Origin of the sequence: Dictyobacter vulcani (assembly GCF_008974265.1) — a bacterium.
GTDB lineage: Bacteria > Chloroflexota > Ktedonobacteria > Ktedonobacterales > Ktedonobacteraceae > Dictyobacter > Dictyobacter vulcani.
Genome location: NZ_BKZW01000001.1, coordinates 2,532,232 through 2,558,489, shown reverse-complemented (window position 1 = coordinate 2,558,489; position 26,258 = coordinate 2,532,232). Strand labels below are relative to the sequence as shown.

Genomic DNA, 26,258 nt, shown 5'->3' with positions numbered 1-26,258 from the left:
TTTTAAAAGTTTAGAAGTTTATGCTTTGGCGATAGCTTTTTCGCTTTTCTCGCCTTTGCGTTTACGATGATGGCTATCGCCATTGGCATCGTGTTCTTCTTCAGGCTCTAAAGCCGTATCGAGGACCTGGCGAATATCGGTGGCAAATGTGAAATGCATCTGCTCACGTAGTTCGTTAGGAATATCCTCCATAAACTCGGCTTCGTTTTTGGCGGGAAGGATCACCGTGCGGATTCCTGAGCGATAGGCGGCCAGGACTTTCTCCTTGACGCCACCGATCGGCATCACTTTACCACGCAGGGTCATCTCACCAGTCATGGCCAGGTCTGAACGTACCTTGCGTCCACTTGCCAGCGAGACCAGGACCGTGACCATGGTCACGCCTGCTGATGGTCCATCCTTGGGGATAGCTCCAGCGGGCACATGGATATGGACATTTTGACCTTCAAAGACATTCTTCGGCAGATCAAGGGCAGCGGCATTTGAACGCACATAGCTGAGAGCGGCCATCGCCGACTCCTTCATCACATCGCCCAGTTGTCCCGTCAGGATCAAGCGCTCTTCTTTACCAGGCATGGTCGCGGCCTCAATAAACATGATCTCGCCACCAACAGGTGTCCAGGCCATACCGGTCGCGATGCCAGGACGATCGATGCGCTCAACCGCCTCATCAAAGTAGCGCTGGCGACCCAGGTACTCGGTAACCTTGTCCCCGGTCACATGGATTGGCGTTTCCAGGCCCTCAGAGACCTGACGCGCGACTTTACGGCACAGTGAGCCCACCTGGCGCTCCAGATTACGCACACCAGCCTCACGCGTGTAATCGCGTGCCACCCGCCGTAACGCTTCATCGTCAAGAGTCAATTCATCTTCTTTCAGACCATTGGCCTCGACCTGCTTGGGGAGCAGATAGTTACGGGCAATATGCAGCTTCTGCTCTTCCGTATAACCGGACAACTCAAGGATCTCCATGCGATCACGTAGAGGTGCGGGAATCGGTTCCAGCGCATTCGCGGTAGCGATAAACATCACCTTAGAAAGGTCAAAGGACAGATCCAGGTAGTTATCGCGGAAATTGTAGTTCTGCTCAGGATCCAACACCTCAAGCAAGGCAGAGGAAGGATCACCCCGCCAGTCCGCGCCAACCTTATCCACCTCATCCAGCATAATCACCGGATCATTGGCCTCCAGACGACGCAAGGTCTGAATGATACGGCCAGGCATAGCACCAATATAGGTACGGCGATGGCCACGAATCTCAGCCTCATCGCGAATACCACCCAGGGACATACGCGCAAACTTACGGCCTAAGGCACGCGCAATAGACTGACCAAGCGAGGTCTTACCAACACCTGGAGGTCCCACAAAACACAGAATCGGCTCCCGATTCAATGGGCGACCCGCCACCTGCTCCTTGAGCGGCTGGGTAGGAGTAATATTCTCAAGCTCCTCTTCACCCTCGGCCTGCTTCTCCTCACGCTCACGCGCCATTTTGTCGGAGAGGCGATCCTCTTTTAAGCGACGTACCGCCAGATATTCCAGGATACGCTCTTTGATCTTCTGAAGATCATAGTGATCCTCATCCAGGACCTCACGGGCATGAGGAACATCGATTTGCGTAGCCGTGCCTTTATTCCAGGGCAACGAGACCAGCAACTCAACATAGGTACGGATAATACTATATTCAGGCGAGACCGTAGGCAATTTCTCCAGGCGTGAAAGCTCGCGGTTAGCCTCTTTATAGGCCTCCTCAGGCATTTTTGCCTCTTCAAGCTTACTGCGCAGATCGTTGACCGTCGCCTGCTCTTCGCTCTCCTCACCCAGTTCGCGTTGAATCGCCTTCAACTGCTCGCGCAACAGATATTCCCGCTGCACCTTGCCCATCTCTTCCTGGGCACTATTTTGAATCTTCTTACCCAGCTCAAGAATTTCCAGCTCATGTGACAAGAAATTACTGAGCTGATGTAACTTCTCATGGACAGAATCAATCTCAAGCAGCTTCTGGCGCAGCTCCAGCTCCATCTGCACAAACGTCGCGATCACATAGACAACCTGACGTGGCTCCTCAAGATTCAAGGTTGCCGCCGCCACTCCCTCTGGCACATTCTGAACCAATGCCACCAGACGCTGGAAATACGTAATCACATTACGCTTGATTGCCTCAGTCTCAGTATCGGCTTCCTGAAGATCAGGTTTCGCCGTCACACGCGCCTGTAAATAGGGCTTCTCCTGCGTAAACTCATCAATCGTGACACGCTCCAGGCCCTGAACCGCAATCTGTACGGTTCCATCAGGCATACGGAACATACGACCAACGCGAGACACAGTACCCACACGATAGATGTCATCAGGACCAGCATGATCGATATCCGGCGACTTCTGCGCCACCAACACAACCAGGCGATTCCCACGCATCACATCATCAATCAAACGAATATAACGTTCCTGTCCTACCGCAAAAGGCTGCACCGAGAAAGGATAAATCACAGTATCCTTTAAAGGCAAAATGGGTAGAATTTCAGGAATATTCAAACGCTCCTCATCCTCTAGACGCTCCAGGGGCGCCTCAGCATCATCGGAACTGGAAATTGTCTCAGTTGCATCAGACACAGCCAGAGGAGCATCTTTGGCGGGCTCCTCAGCAAGAGTTTCTTTCTCATCATCTGAAACAGGATTTTCTTCTGCATCAGCCTGAGTGCCACCGGAAAGATCCTGGGCGGCCTCCTCAGGCTCAGGAAGCAGGTCCTCGAATTCAGGAAGAGACTCCTGCACGCCATCCTCTTGCGGATCCGCCTTATGATGATTTGTAATTTTTTCCATAAAATCTTCTCTACGTATTTTTGAATAGTTTTACTCTTGTTTTACAACACCCTGAATATGTGCTTGCTCAACTTTTTTGGCAGGCAATTTTGGTAAATCAACAGAGAGCATGCCATTTTCATAACGAGCCCTTACAGCTTCGCAGTCGACGGGCTTAGGCATAAAAACTTCTACCCGGAAGGGGCCATAGCGTATCTGCGCCTCTTGATAGCTCAAACCTTCTTGAGATTCATGGACATCACGGCGCTCGCCACTGACAACCAACGCATCTTCGTAAAGGGTAACTTCAATCTCTTCTTCTTGCATGCCAGCCAGTTCAACCTTCACCCGGATCATCTCAGCCGATTCCAGAATGTCGGCTAACGGGCACCATGTGGTTGATTGATGTAAAATCGATTGCTGGCTCTGTCGAAGTGCGTCATCTAAAAGCTGACGATAATGCTGCTCCAGTTGCTTTTGCGAACCCTCGCGATAGCGATAGGTCACATACCGATAGCGCATGCGCATAGCTTATACCCCTATCATCAAAACCTAAAGGGATGCCACACGGCCTCTACTACCTTTGTATATATACGAAGAACTGGCTTATAAAGCTTACCACGATAAGCACAAGCATTGGAAGAAGGGGACGTGTATATATAAAAAGGCAAAAGGAACCAAGCATATTCTATGCATACAATCAAGAATGCCCGCTGCCTTTTGCCCTGAACGACGCTACAGAAAAAGATGTTGTGCTTTACCCGAGAGGAAGATCTTTCTCTCCTGAGGCAAGAGCTTTCTGGCATTCCGGGCAGATATATTCATACTCGGAATTACCCTCTGATAGTACATCACTTTCAATCACGCGAGCATAGCGAAGACGTGTTGCTTACTGCACCTCGCGCAAGTGACATAGGTTTCCGTGACGGCAGTTCGTCGGGTTCCAAGAACGTCTTCCTGCATTGTCCGACACCTGTCTTTCTATACTATTTCAGAAAAGGCTACATCACAAAATGTCCCATATTCCATATATATGGAACGTTGCCAGAGAACACATCAAAAGACCCTTCAATAAGGCCTACCAACCTTGATTATGGCACGCCGTATATAAAATTGCAAGTACGTTTGACGAGATCACGTTGATATGCTACTATGTTTCTATCTACCCTTTATGCCACCGAAAGTTTTCTGTAGCGCGACCACAGACGTTCGTTACATAGTAGTAGTTATTCCTACCACAACGAAGGCAAAAAGACGATGATCACGCAAACGTTCAAACGTTGGTTGAATTCTCTGTTCGCGTGGTGGCCCTGGAGAACATCAGCCAGTGCGAATTATGCCGAGCCGGCTACCAGTGTGAGATGGAATACCCCACCTGATTCAATGCGATCCGCAACCGCTAATGGCGTGGCGCCTTCGATCCCCTTACCAGGTACCACATCAATCACCATCGAACAAAATATACAGACAGACGACTCCATGCCAGCTATTTCAGCCGCCAAAACCGGTAAACTAGAGCCACTACCCACAAGCGCAGACGAGCAAGAAGAGGCATCCACCGCCGACCGCCGCCTTTTATTCCTGCACTATCTTGTCCAACATGGCGTCTACAACGAAGGCTTCCAGACAGAGCAAACTCCGGAACAATATAGAGGAAAAGAGTAATCCAGTTACTATAGAGATTTTTAGAGAGAGATCAATCATCTCTGGCTTAAACACACAAAAAAGACATACAAAGCAATCTACGCTATAAAGATTGCTCTATATGTCTTCAATGTATGTGGAGGATACCAACCAGATAGTCATGCCTCCAGAACAGACATTACAATGAGGCCGCGGTAAAACCTGCGCCTGAGCCTCACTCTCTGAAGTAAAGTAAATGACATCAACAGGCTTGCCATCAATCTCAGACAATTGATCAAGCGGCGTCTCAACTGGATAATAACGTTTTGTGCTGGCCAACCCAACAAAAGAAGCTCCAACCGGAGTAGTTTCTTCATCCTTAGCCAGCTCAGCCACAGATTTGCCTGCCTGACCATTTCGCTGCTCTTTAACCCCTACCACAGGATCAAACGGCCGAGAATCATGCCCATTGCTGCCTGCTGGAACCGCATAGATCGCACCCGTACGCTGGAGAAACCAGGGACTCAGAACGCTGGGCATCAACAGGTAATTGGATCACTTCGTCCTCAACCACTTCAACATGTTGCAAGCGGCGACGGATCAAGAAAAAACGTCACAATACTGGCAGCCGTCAAACCAAAACCAAAGCCCAGAGCAATCCAAAAGCTACGATCCTGGTCCGCAATATTCTTTTGCGCCTGGCGGCTCCGTTTCGCCACTTGATGGGAAACCTCGCCACTACGCTCAGCCACAGCATGCGAAAACTTGCTACTACGTTCCTTTAATTCCTCTGTCAACTCATTACCACGCTTCAGCAAATCCTGATTAACAGAGTGTTTTTTGTAATTCAGTCAACACATCGCTCAGGACGTACGATAGACTGCAAGCGATCTTGCAGATCAGACTGCACATCACTGGCAAATGTCGTCACATTTTCTTTACGATCAGCATTACGTATATCGGCAGCAGCCTGCTCGGCCTGCTGCTGGGCGCGTATCCGTTCACAACCGATTAACATAGGAGCCAGAGCACTCGCCGACAACACACCAACACGGACCAACGACTCGTCGCCTGGACTATATCTTTTTTATTAGAATTCATAGATCCTCCTTCCAGAGCAAAGCTATTTATGTAGAGGACACGATTCATTGCGCACTCTCGATGTAGAAAAAGGTAAAATTGGAAAACATGGGACCCTGAAATAGCTTCTCATTCTCATTCACCCACGCAAACCAAATCAAACAATGAGACTTATCCATAAGTATGTCAGCTTATATCGAAGCATGTCAAGAAGAAAGAAATGTATTTAGCACTTTAAAACCCATAAAGCACAAACTATAGACAATGCATCTAGTACATTGCCAAACTTCGTTTGATGGGTTGTGCGCCCGCTACGCGGGCGGGATGGGGGGGGAGATGCCGGGGGCACAGCCCCCGATCCCCCAGTCAAGGGCTCGGCCGCCCCTTGCATCCCCGCCTCGCCGCCCCTTGCATCCCCGCCTCGCCGCCCCTTGCATCCCCGCCTCGCCGCCCCTTGCATCCCGCCTCGCCGCCCCTTGCATCCCCGCCTCGCCGCCCTTGCATCCCGCCTCGTCGCCCCTTGCATCCCCGCCTCGCCGTCTCGCCGCCTCCCCATCACATGATGTCTGACAGACTTCTAGCTAAATCAGGATATATCAGAAAAAACAAGCTCTTAAAATAATTCATCGGAGCGCAAAGAAGAAAAACAAGGGGTGAAAAGAAGAGGTAATGAGGGCAATCGCCAGCAGCCAGACTGCTTCGACTGTACTATATAAATATCCGGGCAACAATACTTCTGGATCAGGAAAAATCCTCGGTGGTAAATTCGCTTAATTGCAAGGCCAGACGACAGAAGTGGAGCATCGCAGAAGCCGACTCTAGATAGGCCTCATCGCTTGTCGTTGACTGTTGATTCATAGGTATGCGACGCCGTAAAGCGCGCAACACCACCATCACATCCTCTTTCAGGCCGAATCCAGATCACCGCGCTGCATCAACAACACAACCTGGCTGACGATGGAATCAACTTCCTGGCGCATCACATCCAGATCATCAATCCAGGGATCGCCATCTTCTTCCAAGACCTCGTCGCCATTACCCCACAGCAGTGCGTCCGTGAACTGTTCTCGCCGCTTAACATCGCTATGCATGGGTTTACGTCCAGGTCGCAGATGAGTTTGAGGCTCTTCTTGCTTAACGCCTAACTCGCTCAACAACACTGACAATTCATCTTCCCAGCCAGCCATAGAGCACCTCCTTGTGACGACACCGCAAACAGTGATCGAAACAGGGACCTCAAGACTGCAAGGTTTCGCACAAACAAAAACGTGGTTTTTATTGCAGACGGCGGCAATCCTCTAAGCCTGAAACCTTAACGGAAGTGTAGCACAGTGTTCCAGCATTGTAAATGACCCAAATGGTTATAAGAGATGCTGCCGGAGATAGGACTTTTGCGCCCCTGGCATGAAGCAAATCACAATAGTGTTCCCTATAGCAAAAAATTAGAAAAGTGCATATACACCATCCATAACAGTGTTTCGCGATATTTCTCGTCCATATTGGTGCTTATAAGCATGGTATTTGATTTCCACTCTATCAGGGAGCGTACTATCAGCCGCACTCGGGCCCTAAAGCGCCCATATTTCTTTATATGCAGTGGTGTCAAAAAAGGGTTCTTTGAACCCTTTTTTGACACCACTGCATATAAACCCTTTTGTGCACCGCATAATCATTTCATGAATAAATCTGGTATATAGAGGGGTGGTGCAGGAGGGCGTCTAGCCCCTCCTGCCGGGGTTTGGGGTGTCCCCAAATCTCTCCTCCCTACCCCCTCCGCCGAAGGCGGTGGAGAGCATTTTTTGCTGCGTGCCTATACAAATAGATTTCAACCGGGGAATCTAATAGGAGTACTTTAATATAGCCGCTGCCTCAGACCGTAAACATGATTCTCAGCAAAGAAGAACACATCAAACATAATAACGTCAGCGTTCGAGTATGTATGCGGGGCAGGCAAGACTTTCTAACAATTACCCTCGACAGCATCTCCCCTCGAGGCACCTTCCGAAAGACATGGTATCGAGTGTGCGTGAACTCTTCATAGTTTTTTTCAAATAATTCATTCATGCCCCTTGTGACGACGTTTCACCATTAAAAGTGGAACCGGCCTCATTCGAGCAGGGGGGACAAGGTTATTCCTGACCGAAACTTCTCCGCCCTATGGGGACTAAATAGAAATTGAGCTTAGAGTCACCTATATTATAAATCCTTCTCCGTCTGATCCATCTCAAACTCATGACTCTGATGCCTTGCTGTTCATTCATCAGCATCAGAGCTTGATCATGCGACGCCATATCTTCACACTCTATATTATCACGCGATAAGTATAAGGTGAGTTAGAATCAGGAGGAGCAAGCTGCCACGCGGAACCACGAAATAAATATTGGCTCTATTCAGATGATCTGTAGTGTGATTACGTGAAGAGACCCACTGCCACATATCGAGTTTTGCGCACAGATATCGGCTGAAAATTTATTATGGATATGGTTATCGCGCAACAGAGTTCTCCACCCGCCGAAAACATCTCGACAGGCTTATGCACTGTGCAGTAGCACTCACGTGCATAAACCGAATGAGCACTTTCTACTTACCGCTAAGCTTTAGCGTATAAGCATGCTGTATGTTTAGTATCAGTTGCAAAATCTGGTATAAAGAGAAAAGTAGACTGTCGCAAGACTCAGAAGCTCTCTAGAGCCGCGATGCTATCGCCGCAATGAAAGATATGGCAGAGCGCCTCAGGCCCTGGTCGTTCCGAGCATAGCTTGCATGAAGCAACGCGGAGCACAGTGCTATCGATATCCGGCTTAATTGCTCCATGAAGCCAAACCAGCCTATGAGCTCAATCCCCAGATCGCGAAATGTTAAATGACCTATCCAATACCAGGCCTTGAGAATAGCGCCCAATTGCCTCTTTTTCTTCAAGAGATCATAGGGCATTCGAGCAAGCATCCTCACTCGACATCCTCGTGAGGAGATATAGAGATGCTAATCAAATCGGCTTACAGAACATAGACTCACTACTGGACGGACTTCTTGTCCAATGAGCATGACTCCAACAGTCAAAGGTATGAGATCGCCTCCAGCCGCCTTCCTCCTTGAGGACCTCAGGATCATCCAACCGATGCAATTACCTGTGTAATCGGCTATGGAAGGTACAACAATAGAGGAAGGGCTCATAGGATCTCATCGTGCGTCCTGCTGCACTAGTTTTGCTATATAGAACTGGTTGAAACATAAAACATTCACCCTCGCGAAATCCACCGCGCTATATACCATAGGTAGTCTAAGGGTCGACTGACAAACACCTCCTAGAGAGAACGTGCGGATACTTTGATCCTCGAATGTACTTTGAATTTCGGACACTTAGCAGTATACCAACGTCCTGCTTTTCACATCCTTTGTCTCGCGCACTTCCAACAGCTACACAACCACTGGGCAGACGAGGAGTTAATCAGGCCATAGCCTACTAGCGACATCAAATCCAAAAATTAAGAACCACAAGGAAGCGGAACCAGGATGCCAATATTATCACTAGACAGTTGCCCTTACAGCTAGTTTTATAACCTGCCCCAGATATCCTCATGGAAGGAATGTTCTCATTGTCACGACCAGGAGACAACCAATTCCAATAATAATCAGTCCACTCCAGGTAAACTTATTCCACTTGCGTGAAACCGCTCGATCTAAAATCTCAGTTTCGTTCACAATATTAGCCTGTGGGTCTGTCATAGCAGTACTCTTTCTTCACTATAAAGCTATTACCAGCTTTACAACAGTCAACTATTTATGCCTGTACGGCATAGCGAGGACTGGATGAAAAAATAAAGATAGCGGGACAATAAGTCCTCTGTTGTCTTATACGCAGTGGAGTAGTAGATAGCTCCAAAAGAGCTATCTTTTCAGCTTAGAGTGTGCCTGATCCTCATGGCAACCATGGTTATTGTGTATGAGTCTCGCGCCACACGGCGCTCTCATCGTGTTTTATGGTGTTGCATCAGGGGCGCATGCAACACCATAAAACACAATTAAAGCTGCTACGAGATAGTGTGTTCAGTCTGTTGTTGGATCAACTTGGCAACCAGGCCAGTCCAGCCAGTCTGATGGCTGGCACCGAGTCCGGCTCCATTGTCCCCATGAAAGTATTCATAGAAAAGAATCAGGTCTTTCCAGTTGGGATCTTGCTGGAAAGGAGCGATACCACCATAGACAGGGCGATTGCCAGTAGCATCCTGTTGAAAGATACTGATCAGGCGTGTCGAAAGCTCGGCTGCGACCTCCCAGAGCGTCATAAACTGTCCCGAACCTGTAGGGCACTCTACTTTGAAATCATTCCCCAGATATTGATGAAATTTCTGTAGAGCTTCGATCAATAAGAAATTAATTGGAAACCAGATCGGGCCGCGCCAGTTAGAGTTACCACCAAAGTCCTTGATCCGGGACTCTGCGGGCATATATTGAACTTGATACGGCTGTCCATCCGCCATGTGCAGGCCAGGCAAAATGTAGGGATGTTGTTCATGATATTTTGATAGCGAACGGATACCATACGGACTGAGAAATTCATTCTCGTCGAGCAAGCGGGCCAGAATGCGTTTGAGGCGCTCGGGTTTCACCAGGGACAACATAATACCCTGCATCAACCCACTATCCATATCACCTTTGATCTCTACATCCTCATGGCTGGTTAGCTCGGTTCCTGAGCTTAACAGGCTATCAAAACGCTGCCGGAAATCTGCCAGTTTCGCCGACTGCAAAAAGGCGATATCAATGCCCTCAATCGCCAGCAATGGTACCAGACCGACCACCGAGCGCAGTTTCATCGAGATAAATTTCTCTCCGTCGATCTCAATACCATCCGCAAAATGCAGCACATCATAATAAAAGCCATCCACATCATCCCACAGACTTTCACCATTCTCTGCACTTTCATTGATGGCGCGCGCAATAAAGAGGAAATGCAACAGGTATTGGATCGCCATTTGCTCATAGGTCTCATCCTGGCTGGCCAATTCAACCGCGATGCGCAACATATTCAAACTAAACATCCCCATCCAACCAGTGGCATCCGATTGATCCAGGTAGCCACTGATGCCGGCAGGAATATTGCTACGATCAAAAGGGCCGATATTATCCAGCCCCAGGAAGCCACCCTGAAAGATATCATTGCCATCGATATCCTTGCGATTCAGCCACCAGGTAAAGTACAACGATAACTTTTGAAAAGCCTGTTCGAGAAAGAAGCGATCGCCCAGGCCATACATTTTGGCTTCAATTTTATAGACGCGCCAGACTGCCCAGGCCTGTACTGGTGGATTCAAGTCATTAAACGACCACTCATAAGCAGGAATCTGACCATTTGGATGCATGCTCCAGGGCTGCATCAATGCCAGCATTTGCTGTTTGGCAAAAGCAGGATCAATCATCGCCAGCGGAATAGCATGGAACGCCAGATCCCAGGCCGCGAACCAGGGATATTCCCAGTTATCTGGCATCGAGATAATATCCTTCATAAACAGATGCTGCCAGCCAGCATTACGGCCAGACTTACGTTGGGGAGGAGGTGAATAGTCCACATCGCCCTTGAGCCAGTCTCTCACCACATACGAGTAAAACTGCTTATTCCACAGCATACCCACAAAAGCCTGACGTTGAATAGTGAGCAGGTCGTCGGATAAAGTAAAGGGGGTAACAGCCTGATAAAAGGCATCGGCCTCTTGTCGCCGCCTCTGGAGCAGTTCCTGGCACTGTTGTTCCGCAAAAGGATCTTCCAGGATGGCGCTATTGCTCAGACGCAAACGAAGCACTCGCGTCTCCCCGGCTGCGATCTGCAACTGGTAGAGAGGAGCCGCCTTCGTGCCTGTCTCCAGAGGATTAACCGCTGCCTGTTGTCCATGGACCAGATATTGCTCAAAGCCATCCTTGACATAGGGCGAGGAATTCGCTTCCCAACCGAAATGGACATTATTGGTCTCATTTTCAGTAAACAGCACACGCTCAGCACCGGTCGCATAGAGCCACATCGGGTCCATATCCGGGTCAGTACCCTGAGCTTCAATCATGTGTATATCTGGCTGTGTGGTTAGCCGGGTATGTAAGACAGGTTTTTTCAGATCAGGACCCCAGGACCAGGTATTGCGAAACCAGAGTGTGGGCAGCACATACAAAGGAGCCGCCTCTGGACCCCGGTTAGTAATACTCAACTGAATCAAAATATCCTCTGGCGTATATTTGGCATATTCCACCAGGACATCAAAGTAGCGCTGCTCATTGAAGATGCCTGTATCCAGCAGCTCATACTCAAAACTGGCGGGATCAGCCTTACGGCGATTATTTTCCGCCCGCAAATCTTCATAAGGAAATTTCGTCTGGGGATACTTATAGAGGCACTTCATATACGCATGGCTTGGCACATTATCCAGATAGAAATAATATTCTTTGACATCCTCACCGTGGTTGCCCTCACCATTCGTCAAACCAAATAGCCGCTCTTTTAAACGATCATCCTGACCATTCCAGAGGGTCACCCCAAAGCACAAACACTGATCGGCATCGCAGAGTCCTGCAATACCATCCTCACCCCAGCGATACGCCCGAAAGCGCGCATCATCATGCGTCAGATACGTCCACGGCTGACCATCCGCGCTATAATCCTCCCGCACCGTCCCCCACTGGCGATCACTCAAATAAGGACCCCAATGCTTCCAATGGGCAGTCCCCTGCTGAGTCAACGTCAACCGCCGCCCCTCTTCAGTATCCTGAATGTGATCCATAGTATTCATTCCTACGCAAATAACTATATATACAACCAGTCAGTGGGTCTTCACCTGCATTATAAATAAGCACTATATGTGTCTATTATAAGATTTTTTAACGCCTCATACTAAGGGTGTATTTGAATTTTACTCTTATTGGAACATTACAGTGATATCAAAATCCTTGCAAGAGGTTAAAGATGTTATTTGCGCTTTTTCCTATCAGGCAATGGCGGCTCCGTCTTCGGTGGTTCTGGTGGAAATGGGGTCTTGGGAGATGGTGCTGGTTTTTGTGGAGGTTCGGTATTTGGAGGCTTTTGTGGAGGTGGTTGTTTTGGCATAGTCTGGTATCCTTCCTATTATCGCCTCTATCTCGTCCCAATATGGAAGTGCAACGACATTCAAATCAGTTAATGGGAGATCGCCCGTCTCAGCATGGATTGCAACCAGTGTCAACTTTTCACAGAGGAGTTTATAGTCAGTACAAGGTAACTGATTGATCTCCTCGATAATGCTCTGGTAATTGTCATCGATTAGCAGAACCCAATCGCTCTTTGCCAGTTTCACCATCTTGCGCACTTTACCTCGTATTTCATTGCAAAACACGACCTTTGTGTCATTGATAAAGTGATGCTGCTTGAGCCATTGTTTTGTTGCCCGTTCGATTTCAATCTGTACGTCTAGAAGGCGACTATGGCGCGCAGTATAGTAGGCAAGCTGCCCAAGCTGAGCGAGCTTTGCAACGCCTTCAACAGCATCATCCACTAGAAGCACTGTAAGGAGGCATTTTTCACGAAACTGTATCCAGGCCAACTCTCGCTCAATGTACTCATTCTGCTTGCGTACGGACTGTACTTCTGGCAATGCATAGAATTCTTGTTTGCTTTCGATCTTTGCCAGTGTCTCTCGATCAATCTTAAGGTCAAATAGAGTGTTGCACTCGTTCAAAAACACTGGCAAATTAGCCCAGCAAAGCGTGCCATCAATATCGACAGCGATCTTCATCCCCCCCCTTACTACATCTATCATCTTTATTGTGTCTTTATAATTGTTTACACTAAAAACTATACCATTACATTTTATCAATTTCAACAAACGCACAATTATAACTCACTCTTGCAAGGGTGTGATGTGATAAGCTGGAACTGACGAAGAAAGTCATTTGCACAAAAAAAGGAGAAGCATTTGAGCTTCTCCTAAGATGGTAGCGGCGACAGGAATCGAACCTGTGACACAAGGCTTATGAGTCCTTTGCTCTACCGACTGAGCTACGCCGCCAGAAAAGGCAGATCTTTGCTTTAGCAGAGATTTATCTGTCGTTTTTGGTACGGGAATATAATATCACGACTATCAATAGGATGCAAGGGGTTATCTGATGAATTTTCCTGCTTTTAAGAAAATTCATCAAGCCACCAATGTGCACATTAAGTCTTTCAACGCACAACACGATTATAGGTTTCTATCACAATATCAAGCGCTTGCTCTTCTCCTATTATGGTCTCCAGTTCATCCTGATAAGAGCCCAGGGTATTATACCTGTGATTAATGATATCGTGTCTTGCAGTCATAGCATATCCATAGAGCATCTGGTTCATAGCTCCGCAGACAGTTTCAATCTGCTCTCTAAGCCTTGCTACTTCACTTCGACATTCACCCATCATCCTGCACCCTTTCTTCCTATTAGTATTGTCAAGAACGTAAAAAACTTGCTATACTATCTGAGCGTCCAATATATAGTATTGGTCTAAAAAGCTTCATTTTACAGGACCTCTATCGCTTTTGGTGTGGATAGGTAGGAATCAGGAAGAGGACATGCGATGTCAGTACATACACAAAAAAGACGTAGTAATTCTCCATTGTCTCAAGTTGTGCGTGAATATCGGGATAAACATGCATTAACACAGGAACAACTGGCAACCGATTTATCAGTTGATGTGCGCACCTTACGACGCTGGGAGAGCGGATCAACCCTTCTCAATGATGTACGCGAGCTCCGACGTGTGGCCACATTGCTCGGTGCTGACCCGGAACGGCTGGGCATTGCCAGAAATGCATATACAGCTTTAACCCTGGACCAGATAGATGTTTCCATGAACCATATATGGGATCTCACAAATCTGGCCCGCAGCTATGAGGCAAATACACTGGTTGAACGGTTAGTACAGGATCTCAATACACAGATTCTCAACGAAAATCATCTCTTTTTACAAAAATTAGCCCAGGCACTACACCTTGCCGGTTATGTTAAATCGGTGATTACGCGCTCACATGACTCCCAGTACGCCCTCAATCATTATCGCGAGATGGAACGCGTGGCGCGTTTGCTGCGCAACGATACATTGCTAAATATCGCTCTAACGTATGAAGGAGATATGCTATGCCGTGGCGGTGACGTCCATCAAGGCATTGAATATCTGGAAGCGGCCCGCGATAAAACGCCTCAGGCGGACGTGGCGGCCCGTGGCAATGCCATCCAGCTCTTAGGACGCGCCTACCTACGTGCCAATCGTCTCACAGAGTTCGAGCGTGCCCTGGCAGTAGCCGAGGAACTATCCTGTCAGATCAATCCAGCGGAAAGCAGTACCTGCGGACAATATAGCCTGGGTACCGTCTATGAAGAATATGGCCGCAGCTATACCCATCTGGGACAAACGCAACAAGCCATGGATTATCTGGATAAAGCAGAAAAGAATCTGGAGCCAACCAAACACTGGGAGATTCTGCTTAAAACCGCCCGTGCCATGGCTCTGGTACGTGGAGGTGAGATCCAGGCAGGCGTCGATCTGGCGATTGAATCTATTCAACAATGTCGAGAACACGGTACAGTGCGTTTAATGGAACGCATTTATGGCATTCAGCGCTATCTGGATCGCCTGACACGTGAGATCGGCATGGCAGGAGTTCCCTTACGCGAAGCTCTGGATGGACCTATCGAATATTAAACTATGGACATTCCTATCAAGATAAACCATTGTGCTGTTCTTTGTTTGAACAGCACAAAAAAAAAGTCCCTTCCATAGAATGTATGGAAGGGGCTCTGGTAGCGGGAACAGGATTCGAACCTATGACCTCCGGGTTATGAGCCCGACGAGCTAACCACTGCTCTATCCCGCGACGGGAAAATGGAAGGTGTATAAAACACCGGTAGCGGGAACAGGATTCGAACCTATGACCTCCGGGTTATGAGCCCGACGAGCTAACCACTGCTCTATCCCGCGACGGGAAAATGGAAGGTGTATAAAACACCGGTAGCGGGAACAGGATTCGAACCTATGACCTCCGGGTTATGAGCCCGACGAGCTAACCACTGCTCTATCCCGCGACAAAAAATCGGTAAGTAAAAATTAGCAAGTGTATAAAACACTGGTAGCGGGAACAGGATTCGAACCTGTGACCTCCGGGTTATGAGCCCGACGAGCTAACCACTGCTCTATCCCGCGACAACTTTCATAGAATACTACAAACTCATTCGCTTGTCAAGTAGGTGGTTATAAAGCAAATTTGGGGATTGTTTTTATCAAGGCAATTAAGCACTTTTCTTGTCCCTGTTGCGCATTGACAAATGTATAGAAATTCTAGTATGCTTTAAGAACAATACTGTTTTTTCAAATTCTGGCTCGTCCAGTCAAGGAGGTGCAGTTTTATGGCCAAGCACACGTATTCACCAACTGTGCCTATATGCACCTTGTCTACCCAGGCTGAGGGTAAAGGGCGAAAACCACATAGCCAGGTTCATGGTATCATCCAGCGATGCAAAATGCCTGACTAGCGCAAACACCCTACGCATGGTTCTACGCTCCACTCCCTCCGCACGGTAGACAGCTTACATTGAGATTATTACTGTTGACACCGTGTTTTTTTATGTTCCTGGAGGGAATATACCATTGATTAATAATCCGGCACAACTGACCGGCATGGTCCTCAACGGCGCGCATGGCATTTACGATGTGCATACTGATGATGGCATCCTGCGCTGTACATTGCGAGGCAAACTAAAAAAAGCATTTGCAGAAGCCAATGCAGCGAAACCAGTAGGAAAAACCCAACAACGTAACAACAAATATGCTAATCAAACTTCAACTGAACGTGTCGAACGTATAGAAAAGCGAGATAGCACAGAAAACGCCCCTCCCACACGCCTTTCAGTTGGCGATTACGTCAAAATCCGCAAGTTAGATGAGACAACAGGATTAATTGAAGAGATTCTTCCGCGCAAAAGTGAGCTTTCACGCATGGATGCAGGCTCAACCTCTAAAAAACTTATTCAACAAACGTTACTCGCTAATTTAAATCAGGTCGTTGTCGTGTTTGCAACCGCTCAACCAGAGCCACACTTTGGCCTGTTAGATCGCTATCTGACCATCTGCGAGTCAGCACAGCTCTCTCCGATCATTTGTATTAATAAGGCCGATCTGGAGCACAAATCGCAGATTGATGACGGAGCCCATTTATATAGCCTGCTTGGCTATCGCGTGATCTTCACCAGTACTCAAACTGAACAGGGGATTGATGAACTGAGAGATTTGCTCAAAGAGCATACAACCCTGTTTACCGGACCATCCGGCGTCGGCAAGTCCTCACTGGTAAATGCGATTGAACCTGGGATGGCCATTCGCACCGGACTGGTAAGCGATGTTACCGGCAAAGGTAAGCATACCACCACCGGCTCGCAGCTCTATCCTTTGTCTATTGGAGGCTGGTTGGCCGACTCCGCGGGTATCCGTGCCCTGGCTGCCTGGAATATACCACCGGAAGAACTGGCCTGGTGCTTTGTCGAGTTTCGTCCGTATCTGGGTGAATGTCTGTATGGAGATTGTATCCACATAGATGAGGATGGCTGTGCGATTCGGCAGGCACTAACTGATGGCATCATCAACGAACACCGCTACCGCAGCTATGTACGTATCTATACCGGCGAAGAGCGCTAATCAAGATCTATGACAAATCAGCAGAAGGAGTCAGAATCGCAAAGGTTCTGACTCCTTCTGCTATGCCAGCAGGGTTAGTAGAGCAGAAACGACCTCGGTATCCTGTTCTTCCAATACTGTGCGTGGATCTAGCAGGAGGGTATCATGGAGAATACGTGTGATAACAGGGGTTGTGTGGGCGCGCAGACGTTGGGACAGTGTATCCAGCGCATAAGGAACCGAGTCCGCATCCAGCGCCAGTAAAGTTGTAGGCAATGTTTCGCCAGGCAAGGAACCACCACCAATAGTAGACATCCCCACCTGTGTACGCGCCGTGATCCCATGCTGCTTTAGTTGCTGCACCCATGAATCCACGCGCTGGATCAGCTTTTCCGTTGGCGTAGAAATCATGCGCCAGATCGGAATCTTTGTTTCGGCCTCACCACGCTGATAATGGCGCAGTGTCGTCTCAAGCGCCGCCAGCGTCATCTTATCGATACGTACAGCGCGCATAAGAGGATGTTTAGCCAGACGCGCTATCACTGCCGCCTTGCCCACCAGAATGCCAGCCTGAGGCCCTCCCAGCAACTTATCACCAGAGAAACAGACCACATCCGCTCCCGCCTCCAGGCTCTCCTGTGGTGTCGGCTCGTGACTCAAGCCATACTTTTCACAATTCAGCAGACAACCGCTTCCCAGATCATCCATTACCAGCAGATCGCGTGCATGCGCCAGTTCAGCCAATTCCGCAATACTGGTAGATTCAGTAAAGCCCGTAATCAAAAAATTACTGGGATGAACCGACAGGAGAATCGCCGTCCGCTCAGTAATCGCAGCCGCGTAATCAGCGATCCGAGTGCGATTGGTCGTCCCCACTTCAACCAGCTGGCAACCGCTCTGGCGCAACACATCAGGAACGCGAAAACCGCCACCAATCTCAACCAGCTGACCGCGAGAAATCACCACCTCATGGCCCAGAGCCAGAGCACTCAATCCAAGTAATACTGCGGCAGCATTATTATTCGTCACCAGAGCCGCCTCAGCCCCGGTTAAATCCTTAAGCACCTGCTCCACATGCGTATGGCGTGAACCACGCATGCCCGCCTCCACATCATATTCCAGATTAGAATAGCCCGTAGAAATCCTGTCAACAGCCTGCAACGCCTCCAGACTCAAAGGAGCCCGGCCCAGATTCGTATTAATAATCACACCAGTCGCATTAATCACGGGTCGTAGATGGGGAAGAAAGCGCTGTTGTAATTGAAGTTCGGCAGCAGCCAGAAGGGATTCAGAGGAAGGACAGAGACCACCAGCACGGATTTTATCGCGAGCCTCCGCCAGACAGAAGCGTAACGCACTGGCCGTTAATGGGCGCGAAAAAGCGGCAGACAAAGCCTCACCCGGAGGGGTCCGCAATAACTCATCAACCGAAGGGAGTAAACGAAATTGATTGGTATCAAGCGTCATAAGCGATCATCTACCTGACAAAAGCAAGACTAATGTAAAGAATAGAACATCGTAATCGCCAGGCTATTCGCCACCTTACCCATGACAGCCCGCAAATCAGCATCATTCAGCCGGCAGATAGCATACTGGTCCGCCAACAATGAGCGCAGGATAGGATACATCAATTCTGTTTTCACCAGACTATCGGTATCAAGCAAGGGATAATCACGTTTAAGAAGTAAATGGTGATAAGGGCGCAATTTACCGCGATAAGAAGTCAGCGCAACAACATTCACAGCGCCTGCATGACGGCAAAAAGGATCGCCTGACACCACCAGAGCCGGGTGCCAGTCCAGAATACGCTTTTCCTCTATCCCAGGAGGGAGAGTAGGATAACCGAAATTCACCCAATACACCATGCCAAACTGCACAGGCGTAAGATAGGTAAGAGCTTCCGGTGCAATTTCAGGAGGATGAGGCATGGTATTAAACTAACATATCTTCACTAGAAAACTACAGACGAGCAAGAGCAACCGGAGAATAGGATGGGACGTCACTGGTCTCAAGCTGTGAATGGAAGCACGCTGCTGTCAGAGCCCAAGACTGAGCGACGAGGCCGAGACGCTCTTCACGTTCATCCTGACTCTCTTCTTGTAATGCAACAGCTATGAGTTCCATTTCACGCTGGTACTGCTCACTAAGCAAGGAAGAACGGCTGAAGTCACAATTCGTCGCCATAGAAGCTACCTCTTATTCCTAAATCCAAACAGATTACTCATACATTGGGTCGCGGAAAAACCGCAAGTTGCTGTTTAAACAACTGTGAACACCATTCAAGCGTGATCAAGCACCGCTCACACGATTGAAGGCATGAGGTGTGATGAATTTCTCCAACGTTGGAGATTATACCAGCAATTTAGGCAAGACGCAATGCTTTTGGCAATGACTTTCAACTATCCCACCAGATAGAGGCAAATTTATCAATTTCCCGACCAATTTAAAAAAAGGGCTAAAAAGGTGTTGACACATCTGATCGGGTCGGCTATAATGTGCTCGTTGATCACTCAGAGCGATCACTCAGACGAATTGGAGTGTTTGACAATATAGGGGCAGTTACCAAAGTGGACAAATGGGACTGACTGTAAATCAGTTGCGAAAGCTTCGAAGGTTCGAATCCTCCACTGCCCACCACTATCAATGACTCCAGGTATTGGTAGTACAGGCCCGTGTGGCGCAGAGGTAGCGCACATTCTTGGTAAGAATGAGGTCATGGGTTCAATTCCCATCACGGGCTTCCGTGGTTTGTAGATGAAGAGTGGGCACGACGTTCTTCACGTCACAAGCCCACCTTCATGAATTCCGCGTGTAGATTAAATAAAGATCTTGCTGCCGTCTTCTGATTGATCGTCTCCCCTCCGTTCGTTTTACCGTCGGAAGGATTACCATTGTTTGACGATTAGATACCAGGGGACGGCTGCTGCATGTCTAATACCCATTGCTATCTGATCTGATCGTATGCAGGATTGCAGAAGGAGCCACAGTAGGAAATGGCGAAGAAAAAGTTCGAGCGAACAAAGCCGCATGTGAACATTGGAACCATTGGACACATTGACCATGGTAAGACAACGCTGACCGCAGCAATCACAAAAGTGCTCTCCGCAGCGCAGCTTGCCAAATATACGGCTTTTGACCAGATCGACAAAGCTCCAGAAGAGCGCGAGCGTGGTATCACCATCTCGATCGCCCACCTGGAGTACGAGACTGAGAAGCGCCACTATGCGCACGTCGACTGCCCAGGTCATGCTGACTACATTAAAAACATGATCACCGGTGCCGCTCAGATGGACGGTGCTATCCTCGTAGTAAGTGCCCCAGATGGCCCTATGCCTCAGACCCGTGAGCACGTACTGCTTGCCCGTCAGGTAGAAGTGCCAGCCATGGTTGTCTTCTTGAACAAAGTTGACATGATGGAAGACGAAGAGCTGCTAGAGCTGGTTGAGCTGGAAGTTCGCGAACTTCTCTCCAAATATCAGTTCCCTGGCGATGACGTCCCCGTCGTCCGTGGTTCAGCCCTTGGTGTTCTTGAGGGTAAAGGCGACATGTCCCGTAACGATCCTGCTGCCAAATGCATCTGGGAGCTGATGGATCAGGTTGACGAGTACATCCCAACCCCACCACGTGCTACCGACCAGCCATTCTTGATGCCTGTTGAGGATGTCTTCGGTATTAAAGGTCGTGGTACTGTTGCCACCGGTCGTATCGAGCGTGGTATCGTCAAAGTTGGCGATAACATCGAGATCGTCGGTATTCAGGATGTGACCCGCTCAGTCGTTGTAACTGGCGTTGAAATGTTCCAGAAAACCCTGGACTCCGGTATGGCCGGTGACAACGTTGGTTGTCTGCTGCGTGGTGTTGAGCGTGCCGATATCGAGCGCGGTCAGGTATTGGCCAAGCCCGGTTCAATCAAGCCGCACAAAAACTTCCTGGCCCAGGTCTATGTCCTCTCCAAAGAAGAGGGCGGCCGTCACACACCATTCTTCAACGGCTATCGCCCACAGTTCTACGTTCGGACAACCGACGTAACTGGTTCGATCAAGCTGCCAGAGGGTGTTGAAATGGTTATGCCTGGTGACAACATCGAAATGACAGTTGAACTCATCCAGCCGGTCGCCATGGAAGAAGGCGTGAAATTCGCTATCCGCGAAGGTGGCCGTACCGTGGGTGCTGGCATCTGCACAAAGGTAATTAACTAAGGTTATTAAAACCACAGGTGGGCGCAAGTATCTTGCGCCCACAACTGTCTATTAAAAGATAACCCCGGTAACCTCTACCTGAAGAGCAGCAAGCCAAACCCAAACCGTAACGGAGAAAATGATGGCTAAAAGCAAAGAGAATCGTATTGTGGTAACGTTGGCTTGCACAGTCTGCAAAAGCCGCAATTATTCCACATCAAAAAACAAAAAGAACAATCCTGAGCGCATGGAGCTCCGGAAGTTCTGCAACACTTGTCGACAGCCTGCACCACACCGCGAGACCAAGTAGGCATCAGACTATCTAGCGCTTACACTTCGGTGGAGCTAGGTACGATCGCTACTGATCAGAAAGGTTGAACGTGGCAAAAAACATGACTGACAGAAGAAAAAATGTGAGTCGAAGTCAGGCATCTGAAGTTAAATCACAAGAGAATGTGCAAACAACAGAAAAAGCCGTGAAAGCTTCGACCCGCGAGGAACGACGTGAGTCTGCCACTATGAAATCAACAAATAAGCCTGCAGCTCGTCGTACTTCAAAAGGACCTTCCTCTATGGCGCGTCTGCGCAATAATAAGGCTGGTCGTTTTGTCTATGATGCGTACTATGAGCTTCGTCATAAGGTGACCTGGCCGACATTCGAGGAAGCCAGAAACATGACCATCATGGTCGTGATCATTTCAGCGGTGCTCGGAGCACTTTTATCTCTGGTCGATTTCGGACTTTATCATCTCTTCATTCTTGTTATCGGTGGTAAGTAGCTTCGTCACCTGGACATCATAAGGGGAAATGCCGTGGTTACTGAACGTACCAGCGAAAAACAACAGCCTGAGGAGAAACGTGCCTGGTATGCTATCCATACATACTCGGGTTACGAAAACAAAGTAAGAAGTCACCTTGAGGCGCGCATCGCGTCGATGGATATGCGAAATAAAATTTTTCGTATCATCGTCCCGATGGAAGAAGAAGTAGAGATCAGACAGGGTCAGCGACGCACAGTACAACGCAAGGTTTTTCCTGGCTATGTACTAGTCGAAATGATTATGAGCGACGAAGCCTGGTATGTCGTCCGTAACACACCTGGAGTCACAAGTTTTGTAGGTTCTGGGACGCGCCCCGTTCCTTTACAGGAACATGAGGTCCGATCTATCCTGAAGCAGGTCACGCAAGAGACCGACAAGCCAAAGGCGAAGGTGAACTTCACCAAAGGCCAGAGCGTACGGGTAATAGACGGCCCATTTACCGAGTTTATTGGCACGGTCAATGATATTAATATGGATCGTAATAAAGTGACTGTGCTCGTATCATTTTTTGGTCGCGAGACCCCGGTGGTATTAGATTTCTTGCAAGTCGAGAAAATCTAAGCAGATCACCAATCGTAGAGACCCATTTTTTGAGGAGTTTGAACAAACATGGCAAAGCGTATTAAAGCTGTAGTCAAGCTGCAGATCCCAGCCGGCAAAGCAACCCCGGCTCCCCCAATTGGTACCGCGCTTGGACCCCACGGCATCAACTTGATGATGTTCTGTAAGGAATACAATGCACGTACCGCAGAGCAGGCCGGAATGGTTATCCCTGCTGAGATCACCATTTTCGAAGATCGCTCATTCACCTTTATTACCAAAACACCTCCAGTTCCTGATCTGTTGAAGTCAGCTGCGGGTATTCCATCGGGTTCCGCCACCCCAAACAAAACCAAAGTCGGAACCATCAATCGCGCCAAACTGCGTGAGATTGCTGAACTGAAAATGAAAGATCTCAATGTCAATAGCATTGAGGCAGCAGAGAAAACTATCGAAGGTACTGCACGCAGCATGGGTGTCACCATCGAGTAATCCCTGCCCGAAAGTCACTGCGGTAAATTGCCTCAAGGAGGGCAAAGAAAATAATGGCAACAAAAAAACACGGAAAAAAATATCTGGAAGCGATCAAACAGGTCGATTCAGAGAAGCAATATCAGCCAGAAGAAGCTGTTTCACTCCTCAAAAAGATCAGCTATACCAAATTCGATCCTACGGTCGAAATTCACATGAAGCTTGGTGTTGATCCACGCCATGCTGACCAGATGGTTCGCGGAGTAGCCATGCTACCTGCTGGAACCGGTAAAGAAGTAAAAGTTTTGGTCTTCGCACAGGGCGAAAAGGCTGCCGAAGCCGAGGCTGCTGGTGCTGATGTCGTCGGTCTTGATGATCTGATCAAACAGATTGAAGCCGACTGGCTGGGATTCGATGTGGCCATCGCCACACCTGATGTGATGGGTAAAGTCGGCCGTCTCGGTAAAAAACTGGGACCCCGAGGTTTGATGCCAAGCCCTAAAGCGGGCACCATCACCTTTGATCTCGCCAAAACGATCCGCGAAGTAAAAGCTGGCCGCGTCGAATTCAAAGTCGACCGCACCGCTCTGCTTCATATTCCAGCAGGCAAGCTTTCCTTCAGCGAAGAGGCTTTGATGCAGAACATCTCCTCGATCGTTGACTCAGTGGTTCGTGCGCGTCCTAGTGGTGCCAAAGGAACCTACGTAAAAAGCGTAGTTCTTTCCTCCACCCAGTCGCCCAGCATCCGCCTGGATGTTGCCGCCGCAACAGCCCTGAAGCCACAAGCCTAAGAAAAAAGCAAAACAAAAAGCAGGGATGGGTCCTGAATCGTCGGGACCCATCCCTGCTTTTTGTTAGCATCCCCCACCAACACTCGGGCGGGGTAGTATTCCCCCACACTCGGGCGGGGATGCAAGGGGCGGCGAGCCCCTTGACTGGGGGCGCGGGGGCTGTGCCCCCGATTCTCCCCCTCTCTCTTTTCTGCCACCGCAGGTGGCAAAGAAAAGAAAGAGAGAAGATTTCTTGCCAAAAAGGGGTTTACAAACGATAACCTCTATGGTATCATAGGGAAGTTGTGTGCAAACACACATTTCCAGATGATTTTATTCATCACCGAAGACAGCAAGCATGCTACCCAGCATCTAAGCGATCTCAACAGATCGACTTGCCGAGGGGATAACTATTCGCTAGCTCCATACGAAACCGTATATAACGGCAACGAACGTATTTATTTACGAGCGAGTCGAAAAAGAATAGAGGTTCTCTCCAGCCTTCTGTGGTTTACGAAGGCATTTTTTATTGCCCTTTACATCCTATACTGACCAACCAGAGCTGAGTAAAGCAGCGCAAGTTGCCAACAAAGCAGCTGGTTGATTGGGCCGGAACCATTCCAGGAAAGGAGGAGAACACCTTATGCCAACACAGGCAAAAGCAGGTAAGATTGACGAGCTAACAGACAAGCTCGGTCGTGCATCCATCGCCATCCTGGTACAAACCCAGGGTTTAAGCGTAAAGGACATGAACGAGCTGCGCAAAAAGATGCGCGACGCAAAGGTGGAGTTCCAGATTGCGAAAAACACCCTTCTGCGTATCGCCGCTGAGCGCAACAGCATGACCGGTGTCGATAACAAAATCTTCAATGGTCAGACGGCAGTCGCTTTCGGATACGAAGACGAAGTGGCCACCGCCAAAGCTGTAGCTGACTACATCAGTACCTCAAAGGTAGCAGTTCTCAAATCTGCCATTCTTGGTGGTCGTTCATTGACGGCCGATCAAGTTGAAGGCATCAGCAAAATCAAAGGTGGCAAAGACCAGTCGAAAGCAGAAGTCGTTGGTACACTCCAGGGACCACTTGCCAGCACATACGGTCTATTCACTGCCCCATTACGCGATCTGTGCTATGTGCTACAGGCACGCGCAGAACAACAGAATAGCGGCGCAACCGCTGAATAATTATTAGGAGGAACCAACCATGGCTGTACATGATATCATTAGCGAAATTGAGAAATTAAACGTCCTCGAGCTCGTCGAGTTGACCAAAACCCTGCAGGAAAAATGGGGCGTAAGCGCTGCTCCAGTCGCCGCTGCTGCTGCCGCTGCACCTGTTGAGGCCGCTGCTGCTGCACCTGTTGAAGAGCAGACCGAGTTTGATGCCGTCCTGACCGAAGTCGGTTCAAACAAAATCAACGTCATCAAAATCGTTCGTGAGCTGACCGGTCTGGGCCTGAAAGAGGCAAAGGCTGTCGTTGACGAGGCTCCAAAGGCTGTTAAAGAAGGCGTCTCCCGTGAAGAGGCCGACAAAATTGCTGCCAAACTGGCAGAGGTCGGCGCTAAAGTCACCGTTAAGTAAGATTCCTCAGGATATGGCACCTCACCACCTGTGCTCAAACATGCTGGTGAGGTGCCTTTCCTTGCATGTTCCATTGTATACATGAAAAACCCCATGGAGCAATCGTTCATTGCGCCCTTGAGGTATCCATGTTATAATGCGAACGTATACAACTACTTCCGAATCATTCAGTGCACAACGTATTGCTGCTCAAGCAGCCAACCTGACTGTCAGGAAGCATCCTTTTCCTTTCCCAAAATACATTGGAGGTGATTTAGAAACGTGGCATTGACTGTTGAAAATAAAACAGAGATCATTGCGGATGCACGTGTACACGAGACCGACACCGGTTCTCCTGAAGTCCAGATCTCACTTTTAACAAATCGCATTAATCAGCTCACAGAGCACTTGAAGATTCATAAGCACGACCTCCATTCACGTCGGGGCCTGCTCATGTTAGTTGGCCAGCGCAGACGCTTACTTACTTATCTCAGTAAGAAGAGCCCCGAGCGCTATCGCTCATTGGTATCCCGACTGGGTATCCGTGTCAAACTTGGCCCACGCCGATAATTGCAAGGTTGCTGTGGATGCGGTCGGCGCAGCATGGCGAGCGCCGTACGTTATGCCCGACCGCTGCTCCATTTTTCTCCGCTTTTTCCATTCCGACAGTTGTAGAGAGACGAAACCAGACGAACGAGAGAGAAGCTAAGATCAAGGGTATTCCCCCACAGAGAAGTACGTAATAGAGTAATAGGGATCGA

The 26,258-nt window shown here is 48.8% G+C and carries 26 protein-coding genes and 7 tRNA genes; 14 read left to right on the top strand and 19 right to left on the bottom strand.

Annotated features, from left to right (window positions below; genetic code table 11):
* Positions 1 to 18: 18 nt before the first annotated feature.
* Together lon and KDW_RS10730 are read right to left on the bottom strand one after the other, a co-directional pair.
* Positions 19 to 2,820, bottom strand: coding sequence for an endopeptidase La (lon, locus tag KDW_RS10735; RefSeq protein WP_233097670.1), 2,802 nt, complete (start codon positions 2,818 to 2,820; stop codon positions 19 to 21).
* A 30-nt stretch (positions 2,821 to 2,850) separates the two neighbouring features.
* Complete coding sequence (locus KDW_RS10730; protein ID WP_151755939.1) at positions 2,851 to 3,327, bottom strand: Hsp20/alpha crystallin family protein; 477 nt, start codon at positions 3,325 to 3,327, stop codon at positions 2,851 to 2,853.
* Between the two features lie 729 nt (positions 3,328 to 4,056).
* Between KDW_RS10730 and KDW_RS10725 the strand changes: the two genes are divergently transcribed.
* Complete coding sequence (locus KDW_RS10725; RefSeq protein WP_151755938.1) at positions 4,057 to 4,464, top strand: hypothetical protein; 408 nt, start codon at positions 4,057 to 4,059, stop codon at positions 4,462 to 4,464.
* 96 nt (positions 4,465 to 4,560) lie between these two features.
* Here KDW_RS10725 and KDW_RS10720 read toward each other — a convergent pair whose 3' ends face one another.
* The 10 genes from KDW_RS10720 to KDW_RS34895 form a co-directional block, all read right to left on the bottom strand.
* A complete protein-coding gene (locus tag KDW_RS10720) occupies positions 4,561 to 4,965 on the bottom strand; it encodes a hypothetical protein (protein ID WP_162005131.1) in 405 nt (134 codons plus the stop codon).
* Between the two features lie 32 nt (positions 4,966 to 4,997).
* Positions 4,998 to 5,240 carry a hypothetical protein gene (locus tag KDW_RS10715; RefSeq protein ID WP_151755936.1) on the bottom strand — a complete coding sequence of 81 codons (243 nt, stop codon included), beginning with the start codon at positions 5,238 to 5,240 and terminating at the stop codon, positions 4,998 to 5,000.
* A 29-nt stretch (positions 5,241 to 5,269) separates the two neighbouring features.
* Positions 5,270 to 5,482: a hypothetical protein gene (locus tag KDW_RS10710; RefSeq protein ID WP_151755935.1), complete on the bottom strand. Its 213-nt coding sequence runs from the start codon at positions 5,480 to 5,482 to the stop codon at positions 5,270 to 5,272.
* Positions 5,483 to 6,243: 761 nt separating this feature from the next.
* Entirely contained in the window at positions 6,244 to 6,396 is a 153-nt protein-coding gene (locus KDW_RS31655; protein ID WP_162005130.1) for a hypothetical protein, read from the bottom strand.
* A gap of 11 nt (positions 6,397 to 6,407) precedes the next feature.
* Complete coding sequence (locus tag KDW_RS10705; RefSeq protein WP_151755934.1) at positions 6,408 to 6,689, bottom strand: hypothetical protein; 282 nt, start codon at positions 6,687 to 6,689, stop codon at positions 6,408 to 6,410.
* Between the two features lie 2,389 nt (positions 6,690 to 9,078).
* A complete protein-coding gene (locus KDW_RS31650) occupies positions 9,079 to 9,228 on the bottom strand; it encodes a hypothetical protein (RefSeq protein ID WP_162005129.1) in 150 nt (49 codons plus the stop codon).
* 305 nt (positions 9,229 to 9,533) lie between these two features.
* Entirely contained in the window at positions 9,534 to 12,269 is a 2,736-nt protein-coding gene (locus KDW_RS10700) for an MGH1-like glycoside hydrolase domain-containing protein (protein ID WP_151755933.1), read from the bottom strand.
* A 204-nt stretch (positions 12,270 to 12,473) separates the two neighbouring features.
* Positions 12,474 to 13,256, bottom strand: a complete 783-nt coding sequence (locus tag KDW_RS31645) for a hypothetical protein (RefSeq protein WP_162005128.1) — start codon at positions 13,254 to 13,256, stop codon at positions 12,474 to 12,476.
* Positions 13,257 to 13,453: 197 nt separating this feature from the next.
* Positions 13,454 to 13,529: transfer RNA gene (locus KDW_RS10695), tRNA-Met, on the bottom strand.
* Positions 13,530 to 13,684: 155 nt separating this feature from the next.
* Entirely contained in the window at positions 13,685 to 13,819 is a 135-nt protein-coding gene (locus tag KDW_RS34895) for a hypothetical protein (RefSeq protein ID WP_269822437.1), read from the bottom strand.
* A 249-nt stretch (positions 13,820 to 14,068) separates the two neighbouring features.
* Here KDW_RS34895 and KDW_RS10690 point away from each other — a divergent pair, with 249 nt between their 5' ends.
* Positions 14,069 to 15,193, top strand: a complete 1,125-nt coding sequence (locus KDW_RS10690; protein WP_151755932.1) for a helix-turn-helix domain-containing protein — start codon at positions 14,069 to 14,071, stop codon at positions 15,191 to 15,193.
* Between the two features lie 96 nt (positions 15,194 to 15,289).
* On the opposite strand, the gene KDW_RS10685 is transcribed toward KDW_RS10690, so the two are convergent.
* The 4 genes from KDW_RS10685 to KDW_RS10670 all read right to left on the bottom strand — a co-directional run bounded on the left by KDW_RS10685 (position 15,290) and on the right by KDW_RS10670 (position 15,691).
* Positions 15,290 to 15,365, bottom strand: a tRNA-Met gene (locus KDW_RS10685).
* A gap of 31 nt (positions 15,366 to 15,396) precedes the next feature.
* Positions 15,397 to 15,469, bottom strand: a tRNA-Met gene (locus tag KDW_RS10680).
* Positions 15,470 to 15,500: 31 nt separating this feature from the next.
* Positions 15,501 to 15,573, bottom strand: a tRNA-Met gene (locus KDW_RS10675).
* 42 nt (positions 15,574 to 15,615) lie between these two features.
* A tRNA-Met gene (locus KDW_RS10670) sits at positions 15,616 to 15,691 on the bottom strand.
* 444 nt (positions 15,692 to 16,135) lie between these two features.
* Between KDW_RS10670 and rsgA the strand changes: the two genes are divergently transcribed.
* Positions 16,136 to 17,179 carry a ribosome small subunit-dependent GTPase A gene (gene rsgA / locus KDW_RS10665; protein WP_151755931.1) on the top strand — a complete coding sequence of 348 codons (1,044 nt, stop codon included), beginning with the start codon at positions 16,136 to 16,138 and terminating at the stop codon, positions 17,177 to 17,179.
* Positions 17,180 to 17,239: 60 nt separating this feature from the next.
* Here the strand turns inward: rsgA and selA are convergent, their stop codons facing one another.
* From selA to KDW_RS10650, 3 genes are all read right to left on the bottom strand, one after another.
* Positions 17,240 to 18,625 carry an L-seryl-tRNA(Sec) selenium transferase gene (selA, locus tag KDW_RS10660; RefSeq protein ID WP_151755930.1) on the bottom strand — a complete coding sequence of 462 codons (1,386 nt, stop codon included), beginning with the start codon at positions 18,623 to 18,625 and terminating at the stop codon, positions 17,240 to 17,242.
* Between the two features lie 29 nt (positions 18,626 to 18,654).
* Positions 18,655 to 19,023 (bottom strand): type II toxin-antitoxin system PemK/MazF family toxin, encoded by a 369-nt coding sequence (locus KDW_RS10655; protein WP_269822473.1) that lies wholly within the window; start codon positions 19,021 to 19,023, stop codon positions 18,655 to 18,657.
* Between the two features lie 94 nt (positions 19,024 to 19,117).
* Complete coding sequence (locus KDW_RS10650; protein WP_151755928.1) at positions 19,118 to 19,342, bottom strand: hypothetical protein; 225 nt, start codon at positions 19,340 to 19,342, stop codon at positions 19,118 to 19,120.
* Positions 19,343 to 19,711: 369 nt separating this feature from the next.
* Between KDW_RS10650 and KDW_RS10645 the strand changes: the two genes are divergently transcribed.
* From KDW_RS10645 to rpsO, 11 genes are all read left to right on the top strand, one after another.
* Positions 19,712 to 19,795, top strand: a tRNA-Tyr gene (locus tag KDW_RS10645).
* 31 nt (positions 19,796 to 19,826) lie between these two features.
* A tRNA-Thr gene (locus tag KDW_RS10640) sits at positions 19,827 to 19,898 on the top strand.
* A 253-nt stretch (positions 19,899 to 20,151) separates the two neighbouring features.
* Positions 20,152 to 21,357 carry an elongation factor Tu gene (gene tuf, locus KDW_RS10635; protein ID WP_151755927.1) on the top strand — a complete coding sequence of 402 codons (1,206 nt, stop codon included), beginning with the start codon at positions 20,152 to 20,154 and terminating at the stop codon, positions 21,355 to 21,357.
* Positions 21,358 to 21,475: 118 nt separating this feature from the next.
* Positions 21,476 to 21,646, top strand: coding sequence for a 50S ribosomal protein L33 (gene rpmG, locus KDW_RS10630; RefSeq protein WP_170296543.1), 171 nt, complete (start codon positions 21,476 to 21,478; stop codon positions 21,644 to 21,646).
* A gap of 103 nt (positions 21,647 to 21,749) precedes the next feature.
* The gene (gene secE / locus KDW_RS10625) at positions 21,750 to 22,115 is read left to right on the top strand and encodes a preprotein translocase subunit SecE (protein WP_162005126.1); all 366 of its coding nucleotides are present in this window, start codon (positions 21,750 to 21,752) and stop codon (positions 22,113 to 22,115) included.
* A 33-nt stretch (positions 22,116 to 22,148) separates the two neighbouring features.
* Positions 22,149 to 22,718, top strand: a complete 570-nt coding sequence (gene nusG, locus KDW_RS10620) for a transcription termination/antitermination protein NusG (protein ID WP_162005125.1) — start codon at positions 22,149 to 22,151, stop codon at positions 22,716 to 22,718.
* Between the two features lie 48 nt (positions 22,719 to 22,766).
* Positions 22,767 to 23,189 carry a 50S ribosomal protein L11 gene (gene rplK / locus KDW_RS10615; protein ID WP_151755924.1) on the top strand — a complete coding sequence of 141 codons (423 nt, stop codon included), beginning with the start codon at positions 22,767 to 22,769 and terminating at the stop codon, positions 23,187 to 23,189.
* Positions 23,190 to 23,242: 53 nt separating this feature from the next.
* Complete coding sequence (rplA, locus tag KDW_RS10610) at positions 23,243 to 23,959, top strand: 50S ribosomal protein L1 (RefSeq protein ID WP_151755923.1); 717 nt, start codon at positions 23,243 to 23,245, stop codon at positions 23,957 to 23,959.
* Between the two features lie 622 nt (positions 23,960 to 24,581).
* The gene (gene rplJ / locus KDW_RS10605; RefSeq protein WP_151755922.1) at positions 24,582 to 25,121 is read left to right on the top strand and encodes a 50S ribosomal protein L10; all 540 of its coding nucleotides are present in this window, start codon (positions 24,582 to 24,584) and stop codon (positions 25,119 to 25,121) included.
* Positions 25,122 to 25,140: 19 nt separating this feature from the next.
* On the top strand, positions 25,141 to 25,518 hold the full coding sequence (rplL, locus tag KDW_RS10600; RefSeq protein ID WP_151755921.1) for a 50S ribosomal protein L7/L12: 378 nt from the start codon (positions 25,141 to 25,143) through the stop codon (positions 25,516 to 25,518).
* A 261-nt stretch (positions 25,519 to 25,779) separates the two neighbouring features.
* The gene (gene rpsO, locus KDW_RS10595) at positions 25,780 to 26,067 is read left to right on the top strand and encodes a 30S ribosomal protein S15 (RefSeq protein ID WP_151755920.1); all 288 of its coding nucleotides are present in this window, start codon (positions 25,780 to 25,782) and stop codon (positions 26,065 to 26,067) included.
* Positions 26,068 to 26,258: the final 191 nt, after the last annotated feature.